At 72.7% G+C, this 17173-nt stretch carries 13 protein-coding genes and 2 tRNA genes; 13 read left to right on the forward strand and 2 right to left on the reverse strand.

Going from position 1 to position 17173, the window contains the following annotated elements; translation table 11 throughout:
• Positions 1-66: 66 nt before the first annotated feature.
• From rsfS to IF28_RS0112090, 6 genes are all read left to right on the forward strand, one after another.
• Positions 67-510 (forward strand): ribosome silencing factor, encoded by a 444-nt coding sequence (gene rsfS / locus IF28_RS0112065; protein WP_030217804.1) that lies wholly within the window; start codon positions 67-69, stop codon positions 508-510.
• Positions 507-1175, forward strand: coding sequence for a histidine phosphatase family protein (locus IF28_RS0112070; protein WP_030217816.1), 669 nt, complete (start codon positions 507-509; stop codon positions 1173-1175). Before rsfS ends, IF28_RS0112070 begins: the two co-directional genes overlap by 4 nt.
• 131 nt (positions 1176-1306) lie before the next feature.
• Positions 1307-1379 (forward strand) — tRNA-Ala (locus IF28_RS0112075).
• 202 nt (positions 1380-1581) lie between these two features.
• On the forward strand, positions 1582-1755 hold the full coding sequence (locus IF28_RS38605; RefSeq protein WP_106982038.1) for a hypothetical protein: 174 nt from the start codon (positions 1582-1584) through the stop codon (positions 1753-1755).
• A gap of 3 nt (positions 1756-1758) precedes the next feature.
• On the forward strand, positions 1759-1992 hold the full coding sequence (locus tag IF28_RS0112085) for a hypothetical protein (protein WP_006136074.1): 234 nt from the start codon (positions 1759-1761) through the stop codon (positions 1990-1992).
• Between the two features lie 133 nt (positions 1993-2125).
• Positions 2126-2198, forward strand: a tRNA-Ala gene (locus IF28_RS0112090).
• Positions 2199-2311: 113 nt separating this feature from the next.
• Here IF28_RS0112090 and IF28_RS0112095 read toward each other — a convergent pair.
• Together IF28_RS0112095 and IF28_RS0112100 are read right to left on the reverse strand one after the other, a co-directional pair.
• Positions 2312-3922 (reverse strand): NADH-quinone oxidoreductase subunit NuoF family protein, encoded by a 1611-nt coding sequence (locus IF28_RS0112095; protein ID WP_030217823.1) that lies wholly within the window; start codon positions 3920-3922, stop codon positions 2312-2314.
• Positions 3919-5163 carry a ferric reductase-like transmembrane domain-containing protein gene (locus IF28_RS0112100; RefSeq protein ID WP_030217825.1) on the reverse strand — a complete coding sequence of 415 codons (1245 nt, stop codon included), beginning with the start codon at positions 5161-5163 and terminating at the stop codon, positions 3919-3921. The genes IF28_RS0112095 and IF28_RS0112100 overlap by 4 nt, the downstream gene beginning before the upstream one ends.
• 484 nt (positions 5164-5647) lie before the next feature.
• Here IF28_RS0112100 and leuS point away from each other — a divergent pair, with 484 nt between their 5' ends.
• The 7 genes from leuS to IF28_RS0112135 all read left to right on the forward strand — a co-directional run bounded on the left by leuS (position 5648) and on the right by IF28_RS0112135 (position 17170).
• Positions 5648-8521, forward strand: coding sequence for a leucine--tRNA ligase (gene leuS, locus IF28_RS0112105; protein ID WP_030217827.1), 2874 nt, complete (start codon positions 5648-5650; stop codon positions 8519-8521).
• A 290-nt stretch (positions 8522-8811) separates the two neighbouring features.
• Positions 8812-9537: a hypothetical protein gene (locus IF28_RS0112110; protein WP_420713777.1), complete on the forward strand. Its 726-nt coding sequence runs from the start codon at positions 8812-8814 to the stop codon at positions 9535-9537.
• Positions 9538-9620: 83 nt separating this feature from the next.
• Positions 9621-10466 (forward strand): DegV family protein, encoded by an 846-nt coding sequence (locus IF28_RS0112115; RefSeq protein ID WP_030217834.1) that lies wholly within the window; start codon positions 9621-9623, stop codon positions 10464-10466.
• Between the two features lie 587 nt (positions 10467-11053).
• Positions 11054-12046: a ComEA family DNA-binding protein gene (locus IF28_RS0112120; protein ID WP_234325138.1), complete on the forward strand. Its 993-nt coding sequence runs from the start codon at positions 11054-11056 to the stop codon at positions 12044-12046.
• A 137-nt stretch (positions 12047-12183) separates the two neighbouring features.
• Complete coding sequence (locus IF28_RS0112125; RefSeq protein ID WP_420713778.1) at positions 12184-14619, forward strand: ComEC/Rec2 family competence protein; 2436 nt, start codon at positions 12184-12186, stop codon at positions 14617-14619.
• Positions 14620-14769: 150 nt separating this feature from the next.
• A complete protein-coding gene (locus tag IF28_RS37730) occupies positions 14770-16083 on the forward strand; it encodes an alpha/beta hydrolase (protein ID WP_051713718.1) in 1314 nt (437 codons plus the stop codon).
• A 49-nt stretch (positions 16084-16132) separates the two neighbouring features.
• Entirely contained in the window at positions 16133-17170 is a 1038-nt protein-coding gene (locus tag IF28_RS0112135) for a trypsin-like peptidase domain-containing protein (RefSeq protein ID WP_030217842.1), read from the forward strand.
• The last annotated feature ends 3 nt before the right edge of the window (positions 17171-17173 follow it).

A 17173-nucleotide genomic window follows, 5' to 3' on the forward strand; every position in this document is an offset into this window, starting at 1 on the left:
CGTGGGGTGCGCCCGGCGGTCCGTGAGACCCTTGACAGCAAGTGTCCGCCGACCGAAAGCCTCGCAGTGACCGCAACCGACCGTTCCATCGAGCTCGTCACCGCCGCCGCCCAGGCGGCCGCCGACAAGCTCGCGCACGACATCGTCGCCTACGACGTCAGTGACGTGCTGTCCATCACCGACGCCTTCCTGCTCGCCTCCGCGCCCAACGACCGTCAGGTCAAGTCCATCGTCGACGAGATCGAGGAGCGGCTCAGCAAGGAGCTCGGCGCCAAGCCGGTCCGCCGCGAGGGCGACCGCGAGGCCCGCTGGGTGCTGCTCGACTACGTCGACATCGTCGTCCACGTCCAGCACAGCGAGGAGCGCGTCTTCTACGCCCTGGAGCGGCTGTGGAAGGACTGCCCCGAGCTGGAGCTGCCCGAGGAGGCCAAGGCCACCCGCGGCAAGGCCGCCGAGCACGCCAAGCTCCAGGAGGCCGAGGAGGCCGCGCAGACCGGCGGTGAGTGGTGAGCGCCACGGGTGAGGTGAGCGGGTCCGCGCGCCGGGGCCGCCGCGTCATCCTGTGGCGGCACGGCCAGACGTCCTGGAACGTGGAGCGCCGCTTCCAGGGCTCCACGGACGTGGAGCTCACCGAGACCGGCGTCGCCCAGGCGCGCCGGTCCGCGCGTCTGCTCGCGGGGCTGAAGCCCGACGCGATCGTCGCCTCCGACCTGCGGCGGGCCGCGGCCACCGCCGCCGAGCTCGCCGCGCTCACCGGCCTCGGCGTCATCCACGAGGAGGCGCTGCGGGAGACCTACGCGGGCGTCTGGCAGGGCCTGACGCACGACGAGATCATCGCCAGGCACGGCGACGAGTACGCCGCGTGGAAGCGCGGTGAGCCGGTCCGCAGGGGCGGCGGTGAACTCGAGACCGAGGTCGCCGACCGCGCCGCCCCCGTGGTGCTGCGGTACGTCGAGAAGCTCCCGGAGGACGGCACGCTCGTCGTGGTCAGCCACGGCGGCACCATCCGCACCACCATCGGCCGGCTGCTGGGACTCGACCCGCGCAGCTGGGAGAGCCTGGGCGGTCTCACCAACTGCTGCTGGTCCGTCCTCGGCGAGGGCGCCCGCGGCTGGCGGCTGCTCGAGCACAACGCCGGCACCCTGCCGGAACCGGTGCTCGGCGACGACGACTGACGGCGCCGCGATCCGGCCCCGGGACGCCCCGGGACCCGGATTTCACTTTCCGGCAGGTCGCAGGCTAAAGTTCTTCTTGTTCGCCCCGCCGAGCGGGAAGAACACCAGGAAGCCGCCCAGCGTGGCAACCAGGGGCTATAGCTCAGTTGGTAGAGCGCCTGCATGGCATGCAGGAGGTCAGGAGTTCAATTCTCCTTAGCTCCACATGACGAAGATCCCGCCTCCCGCCAGGGAGGCGGGATCTTTCGTTGTCCGCCGTTGAGCGGCAGGGTCCCGGCACGCGTATAGCTCTGCGAGGCGTCGAGCCGTGTCCCGACCGGTACAACGGCGTCGCTGACCGTGTCGGCCCGGTCGTGGCAGAATCAAACGGCCGGAAGGGGGCGCGGCCCGACGGGAGGGAGTTGTGATGCCTGCGAGCATCCTCGAGGGGGTCGACCACCTCCTCGGAGCGGTGTCGACGCCACGGACCTCGACCCGGCTCGGCTGCCCTTCCTGCGGTTCCGCGCACATCGCCCAGGTACTCGGCGACAACGGAGGGATCTCCTACGTGTGCACGGCCTGCGGCCACAGCTGGAGCTGACCGATGGGTGCACACAGGCGGAAGTGCGACTGGTGCGGCAGCGGGACGCCGATCGTACGGGACATGGAGCCGATCAATCCCGACTACCAGTACTGGTGCGAGGAATGCGCGCGGGCGCTGATCATAAAAGGCGACCCCATCGAGACGTACCGGGAACTCGAGGGGGAGCCGATCTACGGCCGGCTGCTGGAAGAGCACTGCACACTCAAACGCTTCTATTCGTTCGTGACCGCCTAGTCCGACAGCGCCGGGCCCTCGGAAACGGGCATTTCGGGACATGGGCGAGTGGGGCGAAACCGATTTGGTGTTGAGCCGGGTCGACCGTGTAAAGTTGGCGAAGCCGCCGGGGAAACCAGGCGGAGCAGCGCGAGGGGCTATAGCTCAGTTGGTAGAGCGCCTGCATGGCATGCAGGAGGTCAGGAGTTCAATTCTCCTTAGCTCCACAGAAGTAGAGGGCGGATCATCCGAAAGGATGCTCCGCCCTCACTGCTTGTTCCCGACCCCGCCCCCGGCCCCGGACCGTCCCGGACCGCCGTGGCGGCCCGGGACCCGGGTGCTAGCGGCCCAGGGCGCGCCGGCCGCGCCCCTGCGAGAGCACCGGCAGATTGCGCGACGGCGCCTTCGCCTGCGGCGACTCGTCCTCGATGCGCAGCGCCAGCGCCGGGCAGCGGCGCACCGCCCGCAGCGCCTTCGCCTCGGCGAAACGCGGCACCTGTGCCTGAGCCACCGTCGGGAAGCCGTCCGCGCCGAGCTGGAACACCTCCGGGAGGATGTCCGCGCACAGGCCGTGGCCGCGGCACAGCGTCCAGTCGACGTAGATCTTCTGGCGGCTGGGGCCGTTCTCCTCGCCTCCTCCGCCCGGGATGCCCGTAGGGGCCCTGCCCCCCTCGAAGAGCGGCAGAACGCCCGCCACGGGCCGTCCGCAGCCGTTTCCGAGGACATGGGCGGCGAGGTCGTCGGTGAACGCCTTGACGGTCGACTCCAGGAACATCGCTGAGCCGTCCGGGTGCGAACACGCCCCGCGCCGCTTCACGTTCTTCGCGACCTGCTTGACCGCCTCCAGGGCGGCGGGGCCGCCGCCGTTGAGGATGTCCTCCAGGCCGCGCGCGGCGGCCGGCAGCCCCAGATAGCAGGGGCCGCACTGGCCGGCGCTCTCCTCCGCCAGCCACTGGGCGACCCGCAGCGACTCGCCCAGCGGACAGGTGTCCTGACTGATCGGCAGGATCGCGCCGGCGCCGAGCGCACCGCCCACCGCGTCCAGGGAGTTACGGGAGACGATCGCCTCGTTGACGGTCGCCGCGTCGATCCACTTGCCGTGGTAACCGCCCGTCAGCACCCCCTGCGGCACCGGCGGGGCGCCGGCGAGCTGGAGGATGTAGCGCAGCGGCACACCCGTCGGCGCCTCGATGACCATGGGGCGGGCCACCGCACCCGACACCGTGAGCATCACGGTGCCCGGTTCGTCGTACAGGCCGGTGTTGCCGTAGCGCTCCGGGCCCATACGGGCGGCGATGGCCAGCTGGGCGAAGGTCTCGGCGTTGGACAGCAGCGTGGGCGCGCCGCCGACGCCGTTCTTCGAGGCGCTGGTCTTGCGGCCCGGCGGGACGGCCGGACCGCCGTCGATGGAGCGGATCAGGGAGGCCGCCGCGCCCGTGACCATACGGACCGGGTTGCGCTGCACGCGGGCGCGCAGCGCGGAGCGGCGGCCGTTGTTCAGGCCGCGTTCGGCGAGCGCGGCCTCCATGGACCGCTGGGTGGACTCCCGGGTGACCCCCACCACGAGCGTGCGGGCACCCATGGCCTCGGCGCACAGCAGCGCGCCGTCCAGGATGAGATGAGGGGCACGGTTGATCAGCACCGTGTCCTTGCGGCAGGCCGGTTCGTCCTCGCTTCCGTTGACGACGACGACCGGCCGGACACCGCGCTTGATCGCCGTCTCGGCGACCGAGCGCAGCTTCTTGTGGAAGGGGAACCCCGCGCCGCCTCGGCCCCTGAGGTTGATGCGTTCGGCGAGCTGCGCGAGCTGCTCACCGCCCAGGGGCTCCAGCGGCCCGTGCACCTTGAGGTGCATGGGCAGATCGAGCCGGTCGACAAGGTCGAAGCCCGACGTGAGCTGGGGAAGCCCGACCACGCGGACTTCGGGTACGTCGGGCAGGGCCTCGTTCACTTAAAGCCTCCGGAAGGCGTGTTCCAAGGTTCGCCCGAACCCGGCGCGTCGAAGTCGTAGGACGACGACGTGCCGGGCTGTGGTGCATTGGCGGGACCGCTGTTGTACGTGTCACCCGGGTTGTACGTGCCGTAGGCGGCGTTCGTCTCACCGGTGTCGTACACATCACTCGAGCCGTACCCGGAACCGGTCGAATTGTCATAGGTCGGGATGTTGAATCCCGTGTCCTGGAGCGGGTCGTACGCCGACGGCGGTGCCTCGCCGACCGGCGGCGGGGACGGGATCGGCCAGTTGCCCGAGGTGCTGGAGGGGCCGTCCACGACCGGGGGGATGGCCTGCGTGGGCTGCATGTCCAGTGGCAGTTCCATCCGGGCGGTGGCGTCGGTGAGGGGCGGCTGGCCGGCGGGAGGCCGGCCGGGCGTCGACACCGCGCGATAGGCGGCCGCGAAGCCGTTCGCCGGTTCCGGGGCGGGGACGCGCTCGGCGCTCTCGTACAGGGGGCGCTCCCCGCGCGGGCGGTCGCCGCCCCGCGCGGAGCCGCGCCCGCCGTATCCGGGCAGGGCGGACTCGGCCATCCGGGACCTGCTCTCCTCCAGCCGCTCCTCGCGGTCGCGCTGCTGGTCGGAGCCGAGCAGGACGGTGAGGCGGTCGGAGATTCTGCGCTTGACCCGGGCCGGGGAGGCCCGTATCAGCAGGGCGCCCATGACGCCGATCACCGACAGCATGTAGAGGATCAGGAAGACCGGCTTGGCCGCTCGACCCGCGTAGAGCCCGTGCACCAGCGCGGCACACCAGGCCGGGTAGGCCAGCATGTGCATGGCCCGCCAGCGGGCCGCGACCGGCGCCGGGGAGGCGAACCGGTTGCGCAGCACACCGGTGATGCCCACGAAGATCATCAGCATTCCGGCGAGGGTGCCGAGCCCGATGAGGAAGGACCTCCCCTGGACGGCCTCGTCGTCGGTGAGCAGCAGGCCGAAGGGGATCACCGCGGCGATCCAGCTGGTGTGCTCCTGGCCCAGCTTGATGCCGATGTGCACCAGCAGGAAGACGACCGAGGCGACCGCGGTCGTCCGGTGCACCGCCTGGGCGAGGATCCGCTGACGGGGGCCGAGCAGGATCCGGTCCTGGGCGACGAGTCCCCAGATCACCGAGCAGCTCAGGCAGACGAGCGACAGGACGCCCACGCCGAAGCTGAGGAACTCGGCGAGCCAGTCGTCCGCCGTGCTGTCGTCCGGCCTCATGACCTGCCTCCCTGCGTCACGACGCGGAGCGGGCACACCGGAGCCGCAGCCGACCGGCCCCGAACGGGGGGTGGGCTGCTGTCTGGACGAGGGTTCATGGGGGCAACTCCGAAGGTTCGGTCAAGCGGTCCCGCTGCCGAACTCTAAGGCGTCGTCATACCGATGAGTACGCGGTTTGAGTTATTGCGCTGTTATCAAAAGACAATCTGGCCGTAGTGATGTCCCTTAGGGGTTATTACGCGAAGTAAATCTTGACCTTGGGTCAGCGTGTCGGAGAAGCGCGTCGCGGCCGGAACGGCGCCTGCGGTACCCTGGCGCCATGCGTGCCGTACGCCTTCTGCTTAGCGGGCCGCGCTGATCAGTCCCGACCGCCGGTGACCGGCAGGTCGGAATCGGCGCGGCGTCCCCTCCTGTGCGAGGGGATTTTTCATTTCCGGGAAGTCCGCAGCAGCAGGCAGAGACGATCGATGGAGCATTGAGGATCATGAGCGAGACGAACCCCGCAGCCGCGGAGGCCGCGCCGCACCGCTACACGGCCGCACTGGCCGCCGAGATCGAGGCACGCTGGCAGGACTTCTGGGACGCCGACGGCACCTACGCCGCGCCCAATCCGAGCGGCGATCTGGCGGGTGACCCGGAGACGGCCGCCAGGCCCAAGAAGTTCATCATGGACATGTTCCCGTACCCCTCGGGTGCGGGACTGCACGTCGGACACCCGCTGGGCTACATCGCCACCGACGTCTTCGCCCGCTTCCAGCGCATGACCGGGCACAACGTCCTGCACACCCTGGGCTTCGACGCCTTCGGCCTGCCCGCCGAGCAGTACGCGGTGCAGACCGGCACGCACCCGCGCGTGTCGACCGAGGCCAACATGGAGAACATGAAGTCCCAGCTGCGCCGGCTGGGCCTGGGCCACGACAAGCGCCGGTCGTTCGCCACGATCGACCCCGAGTACTACAAGTGGACCCAGTGGATCTTCCTGCAGATCTTCAACTCCTGGTACGACGACGTGGCGAAGCGGGCCCGTCCGATCGCCGAGCTGGTCGAGCGCTTCGAGTCCGGTGAGCGCGCCGTCCCCGGCGGCCGCCCCTGGGGCGAGCTGACCGAGGCCGAGCGCGCCGACGTCCTGGGCGAGTACCGCCTGGCCTACGCCTCCGACGCGCCGGTCAACTGGTGCCCCGGCCTGGGCACCGTGCTGGCCAACGAGGAGGTCACCGCCGACGGCCGTTCCGAGCGCGGCAACTTCCCCGTCTTCAAGGCCAAGCTGCGCCAGTGGAACATGCGCATCACCGCTTACGCCGACCGTCTGCTGGACGACCTGGACGCCCTGGACTGGCCCGAGGCCATCAAGCTGCAGCAGCGCAACTGGATCGGCCGCTCCGAGGGCGCCCGCGTCGACTTCCCCATCGACGGCGAGAACATCACCGTCTTCACCACCCGCCCCGACACCCTGTTCGGCGCCACCTACATGGTGCTGGCGCCCGAGCACCCGCTGGTCGAGAAGTTCACCGGCGGGCAGTGGCCCGAGGGCACCCACGAGGCGTGGACCGGCGGTCACGCCACCCCGGCCGAGGCCGTCGCCGCCTACCGCGCGCAGGCCGCCTCGAAGTCCGACGTGGAGCGGCAGGCCGAGGCCAAGGACAAGACCGGCGTCTTCATCGGCGCGTACGCCGTGAACCCGGTCAACGGCGAGCAGGTCCCCGTCTTCATCGCCGACTACGTCCTGATGGGCTACGGCACCGGCGCGATCATGGCCGTACCGGCGGGCGACCAGCGCGACTTCGAGTTCGCGCGCGCCTTCGAACTGCCGGTCCGCTGCATCGTCGAGCCGACCGACGGCCGCGGCACGGACACCTCCACGTGGGAGGACGCCTTCGGGTCGCACGACGCGAAGATCATCAACTCCTCCAACGACGAGGTCACCCTGGACGGCCTGCCCGTCGGCGAGGCCAAGGCCCGTATCACCGAGTGGCTGGAGCGCGGGGGTCGCGGCGCCGGCACCGTCAACTTCCGGCTGCGGGACTGGCTGTTCAGCCGGCAGCGCTACTGGGGCGAGCCCTTCCCGATCGTCTACGACGAGGACGGCATCGCCCACCCGCTGCCCGAGTCGATGCTGCCGCTGGAGCTGCCCGAGGTCGAGGACTACAGCCCGCGCACCTTCGACCCGGACGACGCCGACACCCAGCCCGAGACACCGCTGTCCCGCAACGCCGACTGGGTCCACGTCACCCTGGACCTGGGCGACGGCCGCGGTCCGCGCCGGTACCGCCGCGAGACCAACACCATGCCCAACTGGGCCGGTTCCTGCTGGTACGAACTGCGCTACCTGGACCCGCACAACAGCGAGAAGCTGGTCGACCCGGCCATCGAGCAGTACTGGATGGGCCCGCGCGAGGGCATGCCGCACGGCGGCGTCGACCTGTACGTCGGCGGCGCCGAACACGCCGTACTGCACCTGCTGTACGCCCGCTTCTGGTCCAAGGTGCTGTACGACCTGGGGCACGTGTCGTCGGCGGAGCCGTTCCACAAGCTGTTCAACCAGGGCATGATCCAGGCCTACGTCTACCGCGACAGCCGCGGCATCGCCGTACCGGCCGCCGAGGTGGAGGAGCGCGACGGCGCCTACTGGTACCAGGGCGAGCGGGTCTCCCGGCTGCTGGGCAAGATGGGCAAGTCCCTGAAGAACGCCGTCACCCCGGACGAGATCTGCGCCGAGTACGGGGCGGACACGCTGCGGCTGTACGAGATGGCCATGGGCCCGCTGGACGTCTCCCGGCCGTGGGACACCCGCGCGGTGGTCGGCCAGTTCCGGCTGCTGCAGCGGCTGTGGCGCAACGTCGTCGACGAGGCGAGCGGCGAGCCGACCGTCGTCGACACCGACGAGGTCGACGAGGAGACGCTGCGCGCCCTGCACAAGGCGATCGACGGCGTGCGCGGCGACCTGGAGGGCATGCGCTTCAACACCGCCATCGCCAAGGTCACCGAGCTGAACAACCATCTGACCAAGCGGGGAGGGGCGCTGCCGCGCTCCGTCGCCGAGCCCCTGGTGCTGCTGGTCGCGCCGCTGGCCCCGCACATCGCCGAGGAGCTGTGGCGCAGGCTGGGGCACACGGACTCCGTGGTGCACCGGGACTTCCCGGTCGCCGACCCGGCGTACGTGGTCGACGAGACCGTCACCTGCGTCGTGCAGATCAAGGGCAAGGTCAAGGCGCGGCTGGAGGTGTCCCCGGACATCGCCGGGGACGAGCTGGAGAAGGCCGCGCTGGCCGACGAGCGGGTCGTCGCGGCGCTGGACGGCGCGGGCATCCGCAAGGTGATCGTCCGGGCGCCGAAGCTGGTGAACATCGTTCCGGCGTGAGGTGAGCGGGCTGTGGGCGCGTTCGGTTCGTGCGTTGGGTCCGTGCGTTCGGTCCGTGCGCTTGGTTCGTGCGTTGGGTCCGTGCGTTCGGTCCGTGCGCTTGGTTCGTGCGCTGGGTCCGTGCGTTCGGTGAGCGCGTGAGGTGAGTGTCAGGGGTCCGGGTGGTCCCCTACGGGCAGGTTCGGGGTTCTCCAGGAACTCCGTGCCTGCCCGTTGCGTTTACCGTTGAAGAGCGGCGTGTTGTGCGCCGGAACAGGTGAGCGGGCCCTGAGGAGGACTTCGTGGAGACGATGTTGGCAGTGGTCGCCCTGCTCTTCGTGCTCTTCGTCGTGGCCGGCGTCTACGCCACGGTGAAGGTGGTCGGCGCCGCCAAGCGCAGCGCGGACCGCCACCTCACCCAGGCCCGCCGCACGGTCGAGGACCACACCCTGCGGGCCAAGGCCTTCGCCCAGCCCGGCCCCGCCGGTGAGATCGCCCAACTGCGGCTGAAGCTGCGCACCTCCATGCGGGCCACCCAAGACGCCCTGGAGGCCGCCGTCGCCGAGGACGAGTCCCTCAAGGAGTCCCTCGGCCTCTTCCATCGCCTCAGCGCGCACGGCCATGAGCTGGACGGGGAGCTCAGGCGGCTGGAGTCCGAGCCGGACCGGGCCACCCTCGCCGCCCGGCTGCCCGATCTGCGCGAACGCACCGAGCGCATCATCGCGTCCGCGGACTCCCTGCGCTGGGCGGCCCGCGACCGCGCCCGCCGCTTCGCCTCCGACGATCTGGACACCCTGAGCGAGCAGATCGACATGGAGGCCGGGGCGCTGCGCCACTGGACCACCACGGAAGCACCCGACCAGGCACCCCCGCCCTGGCCCGAAGCGCCCGCCGCGGATGCTCCGACGGCCGGCCAGACCTGGCCGGAGACCGCCTCGGCGACGGATCCGGAGCCGACGCGGCCGGCCATCACCCCGCCGACGCCGCGCCCCACCTACCCCTGGCAGAAGAAGCCCCGCCCCGAGAGCACGACGTGAGCCGGTCCTGATCCGGCCACCGTCCGCCCCGGCCCGCGGGGCCGGGCTGCCGCAGGGGCACTACGGCAGGTAACCTCCAGCTCATGTCCCGCCATGTCGCGATCGTCACCGATTCAACGGCCTACCTGCCGGCCCGGACGATGGAGCGGCACCAGATCACGGCGGTGCCCCTGACCGTCGTCCTCGGCGACCGCGCGCTCGAAGAGGGCACCGAGATCTCCACGCGTTCCCTCGCCCAGGCCCTGCAGAAGCGGCGCCCGGTCACGACCTCCCGGCCCGGCCCCGAGGTGTTCGCCGAGACCTACCGCAGGGTCGCCGAGTCCGGCGCGACCGGCATCGTCTCGCTGCATCTGTCCGCCGAGCTCTCCGGGACGTACGACGCGGCCGTCGTCGCCGCCCGGCAGGCACCGGTGCCGGTACGGGTGGTGGACACCGGCATGATCGCGATGGCCCTCGGGTTCTGCGCGCTGGCGGCGGCGGAGACCGCGGAGGCGGGCGGCACGGTGGACGAGGCGGTCACGGCCGCGGAGAAACGGGCGGCGGGGACGGCCGCCTACTTCTACGTCGACACGCTCGACTATCTGCGCCGGGGCGGCCGGATCGGCGCCGCGCAGGCGCTGCTGGGCTCGGCTCTCGCGGTCAAGCCGCTGCTGCAGCTGGCGGGCGGGCGTATCGAACCGCTGGAGAAGGTGCGTACGGCGTCGAGGGCGATCGCGCGCCTGGAGGAGATCGCGGCCGAGCGGGCGGGCGGCGCGGAGGTCGACATCGCGGTCCACCATCTCGCCGCGCAGGAGCGGGCGTCGGCCCTCGCGGACCGGCTGCGGACCCGGCTGCCGGGACTGGCGGACCTGCACGTCAGCGAGGTGGGCGCGGTGATCGGGGCGCATACGGGGCCCGGACTGCTGGGAGTTGTGGTCTCGGCCCGGTGAGGGGCGGAGCGCTCGCAGGGGTGACGGAGTTGTCCACAATCACTCGCTGATCCACGGAAATCAACCAAGATCATCGCGAGTGGGGTGATGTGCCGGATGCTCCTGGCATGGCACTTCGATCACGCTCACGCACAGCGGCGGCGACCAGTGGTCCCGGCCGCCCACCCGCCTCCGACGGCCGCGCCCGCCACCGCCGCCCCCGCGTCCGGCACCGCGAGGCGGCGAACGAACTCCGGCGCCGGGCCCACTCCCTGTTCGACGACGACCGGGAGGACACCGGCCACGGCAGACGCCCTCCGAGCTGGGTGCGGCCGACCCTCCGTCCGCTCGCCCGGCCGGACGTCGTCGGCACGGCGGCCGGGGGGCAGGGGAGCGGAGCCGGCCGTGTGGTGGTGGCGGAGGCCCCGCCCGGCAGGGTGCGTCCGGCGCCGGGTGGGTGGCCACCCGGCACGGACCGATCGGCATCCGCGGACCGAACGCCCGCTCCCGATCCCGCGAGCGCCACAGCCCGCGCGACGGCCGGGCAGCACCCGGCTACGGCGATCGGTCCGGTAGCCGTGGCAGGCGCGAGGGTGGTCGACCGGCCGATGACCGGAGGCCGCGCCTCGGATGGGGAACGGGTGGCGCACACGGGCAGGTCGGCCGGTGTGGGCCGGGCACCTGAGAGGGGCCGGCGGGCGGATGCGGACCGGTCGGCGGGGCTGGGGAGGGCTCTTGCCGTGGAGTGTCGGGATCGGGCGGTGGATGCCGGGCTGCGGCCGGCCGACGCGGGCGTGGTGGAGGGCGGGGGCGGTCTTGCGGGGACCGGAGCGTTCGAGGGGGCCTCGGGTCGGCGGCCTCCGGCTGACGTGAGCGGGATGGAGGGCGAGGGCGCGAGGGCCTTCCCCGGCCGGGGGAGGGTGGGTCCCGCCCTGCGGGAGCGGTTGCCGGTGTGGGTGCAGGCCCGGTGTGGGCTGGAGCGGCGCAGCGTGGTCGCGTTGTCGGCACTGCTGGTGCTGGCCGTGGGTTTCGCGGTGCAGCACTTCTGGACCGGGCGGACCGAGCCGGTGCGGGCACCGGAGGTCGTACGGGCGGCGGTGCCGCACGGGGACACGGCGGCGAAATCCGTCGGCGCCTCCTCCGCCGCGCCCGAGATCGTGGTCGACGTCGGCGGCAAGGTGCGGGAGCCGGGCATCCATCATCTGCCCGCCGGTTCACGCGTCGAGGACGCGCTCCGGGCGGCCGGCGGCGTACGGCCCGGCACCAGGACCGACGCCCTGAACCGCGCCCGCTTCCTCGTGGACGGCGAGCAGGTGGTCGTGGGCGGCCCGGCACCCGCCGGAACCCCCTCCGGGGGCGGCGCGGGACCGCCGGGTACGACGGGTACGGCCGCGGGAGCAGGCCCCACCACCCCGGTGTCCCTCAACACCGCCACCCCGGACCAGCTCGACGCCCTGCCCGGGGTCGGCCCCGTGCTCGCCCGGCACATCGTCGAGTACCGCACCCGGAACAGCGGTTTCCGCTCGGTGGACGAACTCCGCGAGGTGAACGGCATCGGCGACCGCCGTTTCGCGGACCTGCGCGCCCTCGTACGGCTGTGAACAGCGCCCCCACCGCGCGCCGGCGCGTCCACGCCGCCTCCGGGAAGCGGCTCGGCGCCGCGCACCCCCGGCAGGAGGCACCGACGGATCTGCGGCTGGTGCCGCCCGCCCTGGCCGCCTGGGCCACGGCGGCGGTGATGCTGCACGCCCCGCCCGGCAGGGCGGCCGGCACGGTGATCGCCGCCCTGCTGACGGCCGGCGGCCTCCTCCTCGTCGCACGCGGCCGGCCGACCGGCCGGAGGCGGGCCACCGCGCACGCCGTCGCCGCCGTGCTGCTCTGCGTCGCCGCGGCCGCCGGATCGGCGGGACTGCACGGCGCGGATCTCCGCCGGGGCCCCGTGCCCGCCCTCGCGCGGGAGTACGCCCGGGTGACCGCCGAGGTGCAGATCACCTCGGACCCCCGGCTCACCCGGCCCCGGGTCAGCGGCAGCCACATGGCCCCGACGTCCGTACTGATCGAGGCCGACGCACGGCGTGTGGAGCGGGCCGACGGCACGGCGCGGACGACCCGCGCACCCGTGCTGCTGATCGTCGACCCGCGCCCGTCCGAGTCCCGGGAAGCCGCACCGGCCGCGAAGGGGACCTCCCCCTGGCTCGCCCTCCTCCCCTCCACCCGCCTCCGCGTCGAGGCGCGGCTCGCCCCGGCGATGGCGGGCGGTGACCGGTTCGCCGCCGTGCTGCGGGTGAAGGGCCGGGGCGGCCCGGACGCCGTGGGCCGGCCGTCGGGCCCGCAGCGGCTGGCGGGACGGCTGCGGGCCGGACTGCGGGAGGCCACCGACGGACTCCCGGCGGACGCGCGGGCGCTGCTGCCCGGGCTGGTCGTCGGTGACACCGCGAGGGTCACCCCGGAACTGGACGAGGCGTTCAGGGAGACCGACCTCACCCACACGCTCGCCGTCTCCGGAGCCAACTTCACCATCCTCCTCGCCCTGCTCCTCGGCCCGCCCGGCCTGGCCCAGCGGGCCGAACGGCGCGGACTCGCACCCCGCCTCGGCATCTCCCTGCGGGGCACGGCGCTGCTGGGCGCGGTCCTCTCCCTCGCCTTCGTCGTCGTGTGCCGGCCGGACCCCAGCGTGCTGCGGGCCGCCGCCTGCGGCTCCGTCGCCCTGCTCGCGCTCGCCACCGGCCGCCGCAGATCACTGATCCCCGCCCTCGCCACGGCCGTCCTGCTCCTGGTGCTCTACGACCCCTGGCTGGCCCGCAGTTACGGCTTCCTGCTCTCCGTCCTCGCCACCGGCGCGCTGCTCACCCTCGCTCCCCGCTGGAGCGCGGGACTGCGCGGGCGCGGGGTGCCGCCCCGCCTCGCGGAGGCGCTGGCCGCCGCGGGCGCCGCACAGGCACTGTGCGCGCCGGTCGTCGCCGTGCTGGCGGCGCGGGTGAGCCTGGTGGCCGTCCCGTGCAACCTCCTCGCGGAGTTCGCGCTCGCCCCGGCCACCGTCCTCGGCTTCCTGGCGCTGGCCACGGCGCCGGTGGCCATGCCCGCCGCGAAGGCACTGGCCTGGTGCGCGAGCTGGCCGGCCGAGTGGCTGGCGCAGGTCGCCAGAACCGGGGCGGCGCTGCCCGGCGCGGGAGTGGACTGGCCCGGCGGCTGGTCGGGCGCGGCGGCCCTCGGAGCCGTCACCCTGGCCGGGCTGTTCGTGGGGCGGCGACTGCTGGGGCATCCCTGGTGGTGCGCCGCGTGCGCACTGCTGCTGGTGCTCCTGGTGGTGCAGCCACGGCCCCTGACCCGGGCGCTCACGGGCTGGCCGCCACCGGGCTGGCGGCTGGTGATGTGCGATGTCGGCCAGGGCGACGCCATGGTCCTCGCGGCGGGCGGGGACGCCGGAGTGGTCGTGGACGCGGGTCCCGACCCGGCCCTCGTGGACGACTGCCTGCGCGATCTCGGGATCACCCGCGTCCCCCTCGTCGTCCTGACCCACTTCCACGCCGACCATGTGGCGGGCCTGCCCGGTGTCCTGCGCGGCCGTGCGGTCGGCGCCATCGAGACGACGGCCTTCGAGGAACCTGCGGGCCAGGCCGCGTCCGTACGCGCACTGGCCGCCGCCCGGCACATCCCGCTGACCCACGCGGCCGCGGGAGAGGCACGACGCACCGGCGCCCTGTCCTGGGAGGTCATCTGGCCACCCCCGGCGGCTCCACCCGCCCCGGCCACCCCTACCACCGCCGCCTCCCCGCCCCCGGAAGGTCCGAACGACGCCAGCGTCGCCATGCTCGTCCGCACCGCCGGCCTGCGCCTGCTGCTCCTCGGGGACCTGGAACCCCCGTCCCAGCGGGCCCTGGCAAGATCACCGGCGGCCCGCCGGCTGACCGGTGTGGACGTCCTGAAAGTCGCCCATCACGGCTCGGCGTACCAGGACCCGGACCTCATACGCCGGGCGGCGCCGAGGCTGGCGCTCATCAGCACCGGCGAGGGCAACACCTACGGGCACCCCGCACCAGGCACGGTCGCCGCCCTGCGAGCCGGAGGAGCGACGGTGCTGCGGACCGACCGCGAGGGCGCGATCGCCGTGCTCGCCGGAGAGGAAGGGAACAGAGCCGCCGGAAGGAGGGAGATACGAGTGGCGCGACAGTGAGACGGGCGGCGCACGCGCTCGGACGGGTCGTCCATCGGAAGAGTTCACTCTGATGCGAACCGGCACCCGTGACGCACCGCAACCCGTAAACTGCGCTCTGTGGCGGCCCGGACCGAAGGGGCCGGACGCCGGTGCTCCGGGGGAGGGGTATTGGAAGAGTGGGGGCCGCTGGACCAGGCGGTGGCGGGCATCTGGCCGAGAGTCCTGGACCAGGTTTCCGGGCAGGAACTGAGCGATCTCGAGGACGAGGTGCTGGAGGCGCTGCGCGCCTATGAGCAGGCGTGCGGAAAGGCGGAGGTACGGGCGTCCGGGGTGACGCCGGCGAGCTTCGACGCCATCGACACCGCGGCCCGCTCCGTGGAGGACGCGTTCCGGGCCCGCCCGCCCCTGGGCAGCTGGCTCGGCGAGGAGTTCGACCGGCTGTCCGACGGCCGGGAGCGCTTCGGCCCGGCGCCGGCTCCCGCGTACTGGACCGCTTTCCGGCGCGCGCTGCTGGTACCCGTCCTGTACGCCACCGACCGCGCGAAGGAGAACGACCGGCCGGGGTACGGCTCCGTCCGCGGCCCGCTCTCCCTCGGGCAGGCCACGGTGAGCGTGCCCGACGACCGCCCGGCCGGTGCGATGGGCAAACCCCGCTGGTGGCGCCTGCAGTTCCGGCCCGACCCGGCCCGGGACGTGCTGCTCGGCGCCGTCGAGCCGACGGACGCCGACGGCTTCGCGCGCCTGGTGCGCACCCGGCTCGACCAGGGGACGCACCGGCAGGCGCTGGTGTTCGTGCACGGCTACAACGTCGGCTTCGCCGACGCCGCCCGGCAGACCGCCCAGATCGCCTACGACCTCAACTTCACCGGCGTGGTCCTGCTCTACAGCTGGGCGTCGAAGGGCGGGGTGCTGGACTACCCCGCGGACGGGGACGCCGCGATCCGGGCCGTGCCGTACTTCCGGACCTTCCTGAGCGACCTGCTCACCCGGACCGGCGTCCAGGAGGTGCACGTCATCGCCCACAGCATGGGCAACCGGCTGCTCACCGCCGGGCTGGCCGGACTGGACACCACGCAACCGACCGAGGGCTCCGGGCGGCTGGGACACGTCGTGTTCGCCGCCCCGGACGTCGACAGCGACGTGTTCCGGGACCTCCTGCCCGCCGCCCTGCGCCAGGCCCGTACCTGCACGCTCTACGTCTCAAACCGGGACCGCGCCCTCGCCGCGGCCCGCAGGCTCTCGGACTTCCCGCGCGCCGGGCAGGGCGGCGGCCCGGTGATCGTCGTACCCGGGCTGGACACCATCGACGTCAGCGCGCTCGGCACCGACCTCCTCGGTCACTCGTACGTGGGCAACCACACCACGGTGCTGGCCGACCTCCACGCCCTGTTCCGGCACGGCCACCGGCCGGAACAGCGCTACGGACTCGTCGGCACACCGCATCCGGACGGCGTCCACTGGTCGTTCGGGCCGCAAGGATGACCCGGGCCCGCCACGGCCACCACCCACCACAGACAACGAGTGACGGACCATGACCCACTTCGTGGACAGAGTGCCCTTCGAATGGAGCGCGCCGGGCGCTCTGGAACTGCGCGACCTGCTGGCCTGTGCGTACTCCCGCTCCGCCCCGGCCGAACAGCTGGCCAAGCGGGCCGAAGTGGCGACCGGCTATGTCGACTGGGAACGCCCCATGATGACCGTCTGGTTCGACCTGATGGAGACGGCGAGCAATCAGAAGCGGTTACGGGCCCTGCTGGAGGCCGTCACCTCCGGGCCGGACCGGGCCGTCGGCGACCGGGTGCGGGAACTCCTCGCCGCGCACCCCGTCGTGGCGGCCCCGGACCGGCCGGCGAAGGCGCCGGACTTCGCGCACTTCGCGGACCCGGACGAACAGGAGCGCCGGATCTTCCGCGCCGGCACGCTGCAGGACGTCGTCTTCCTGCGCCGGGGCACCGAACTGGCGACCGCCGTGTGCCGGCTGCGGGTCACCGCGGCGGACGGCGCCCAGTACCACGGGACCGCGTTCCGCATCACGGACGATCTGCTGCTGACCAACCACCACGTGCTCTTCGACGACCAGGGTGAGAAACCCGTCGCGGTGGAGGCCTGGTTCGGCTACGAGGCCGACCTGCACGGACGAACGCGGGAGCACCGGGTCGTGACCTGCGAACCGGCGTCGGCCGTCGGCGAACCCGGCCCGGACTGGGCCGTCGTCCGCGGCAGGGCGGGGCTCCCCGACGACGCGATGCGGGTGGCCCTCCCGGAAAGCGTCTCGGTGTCCGTGGACGACAGGGTCTGCATCATCCAGCACCCGCACGGAGGGGTGAAGAAACTCGCCGCCCGGCACAACGTGGTACGGCATGTCGACGACACCGTGCTCCAGTACTGGACCGACACGGAGCAGGGTTCGTCCGGCTCCCCGGTCTTCGACGAACGCTGGGGCCTGGTCGCCCTGCACCGCCGCTGGCGGCGGATCGACACCGGTGAACAGCAGCCCGTCGAATACCGCAACGAGGGCGTGCGGATCGACCGGGTCGTCGAGGGCCTCAAGCGGAAGCGGCTGGTGTGACCG

The sequence above is a fragment of the Streptomyces sp. NRRL WC-3626 genome, assembly GCF_000718785.1.
GTDB classification, from domain to species: domain Bacteria; phylum Actinomycetota; class Actinomycetes; order Streptomycetales; family Streptomycetaceae; genus Streptomyces; species Streptomyces edwardsiae.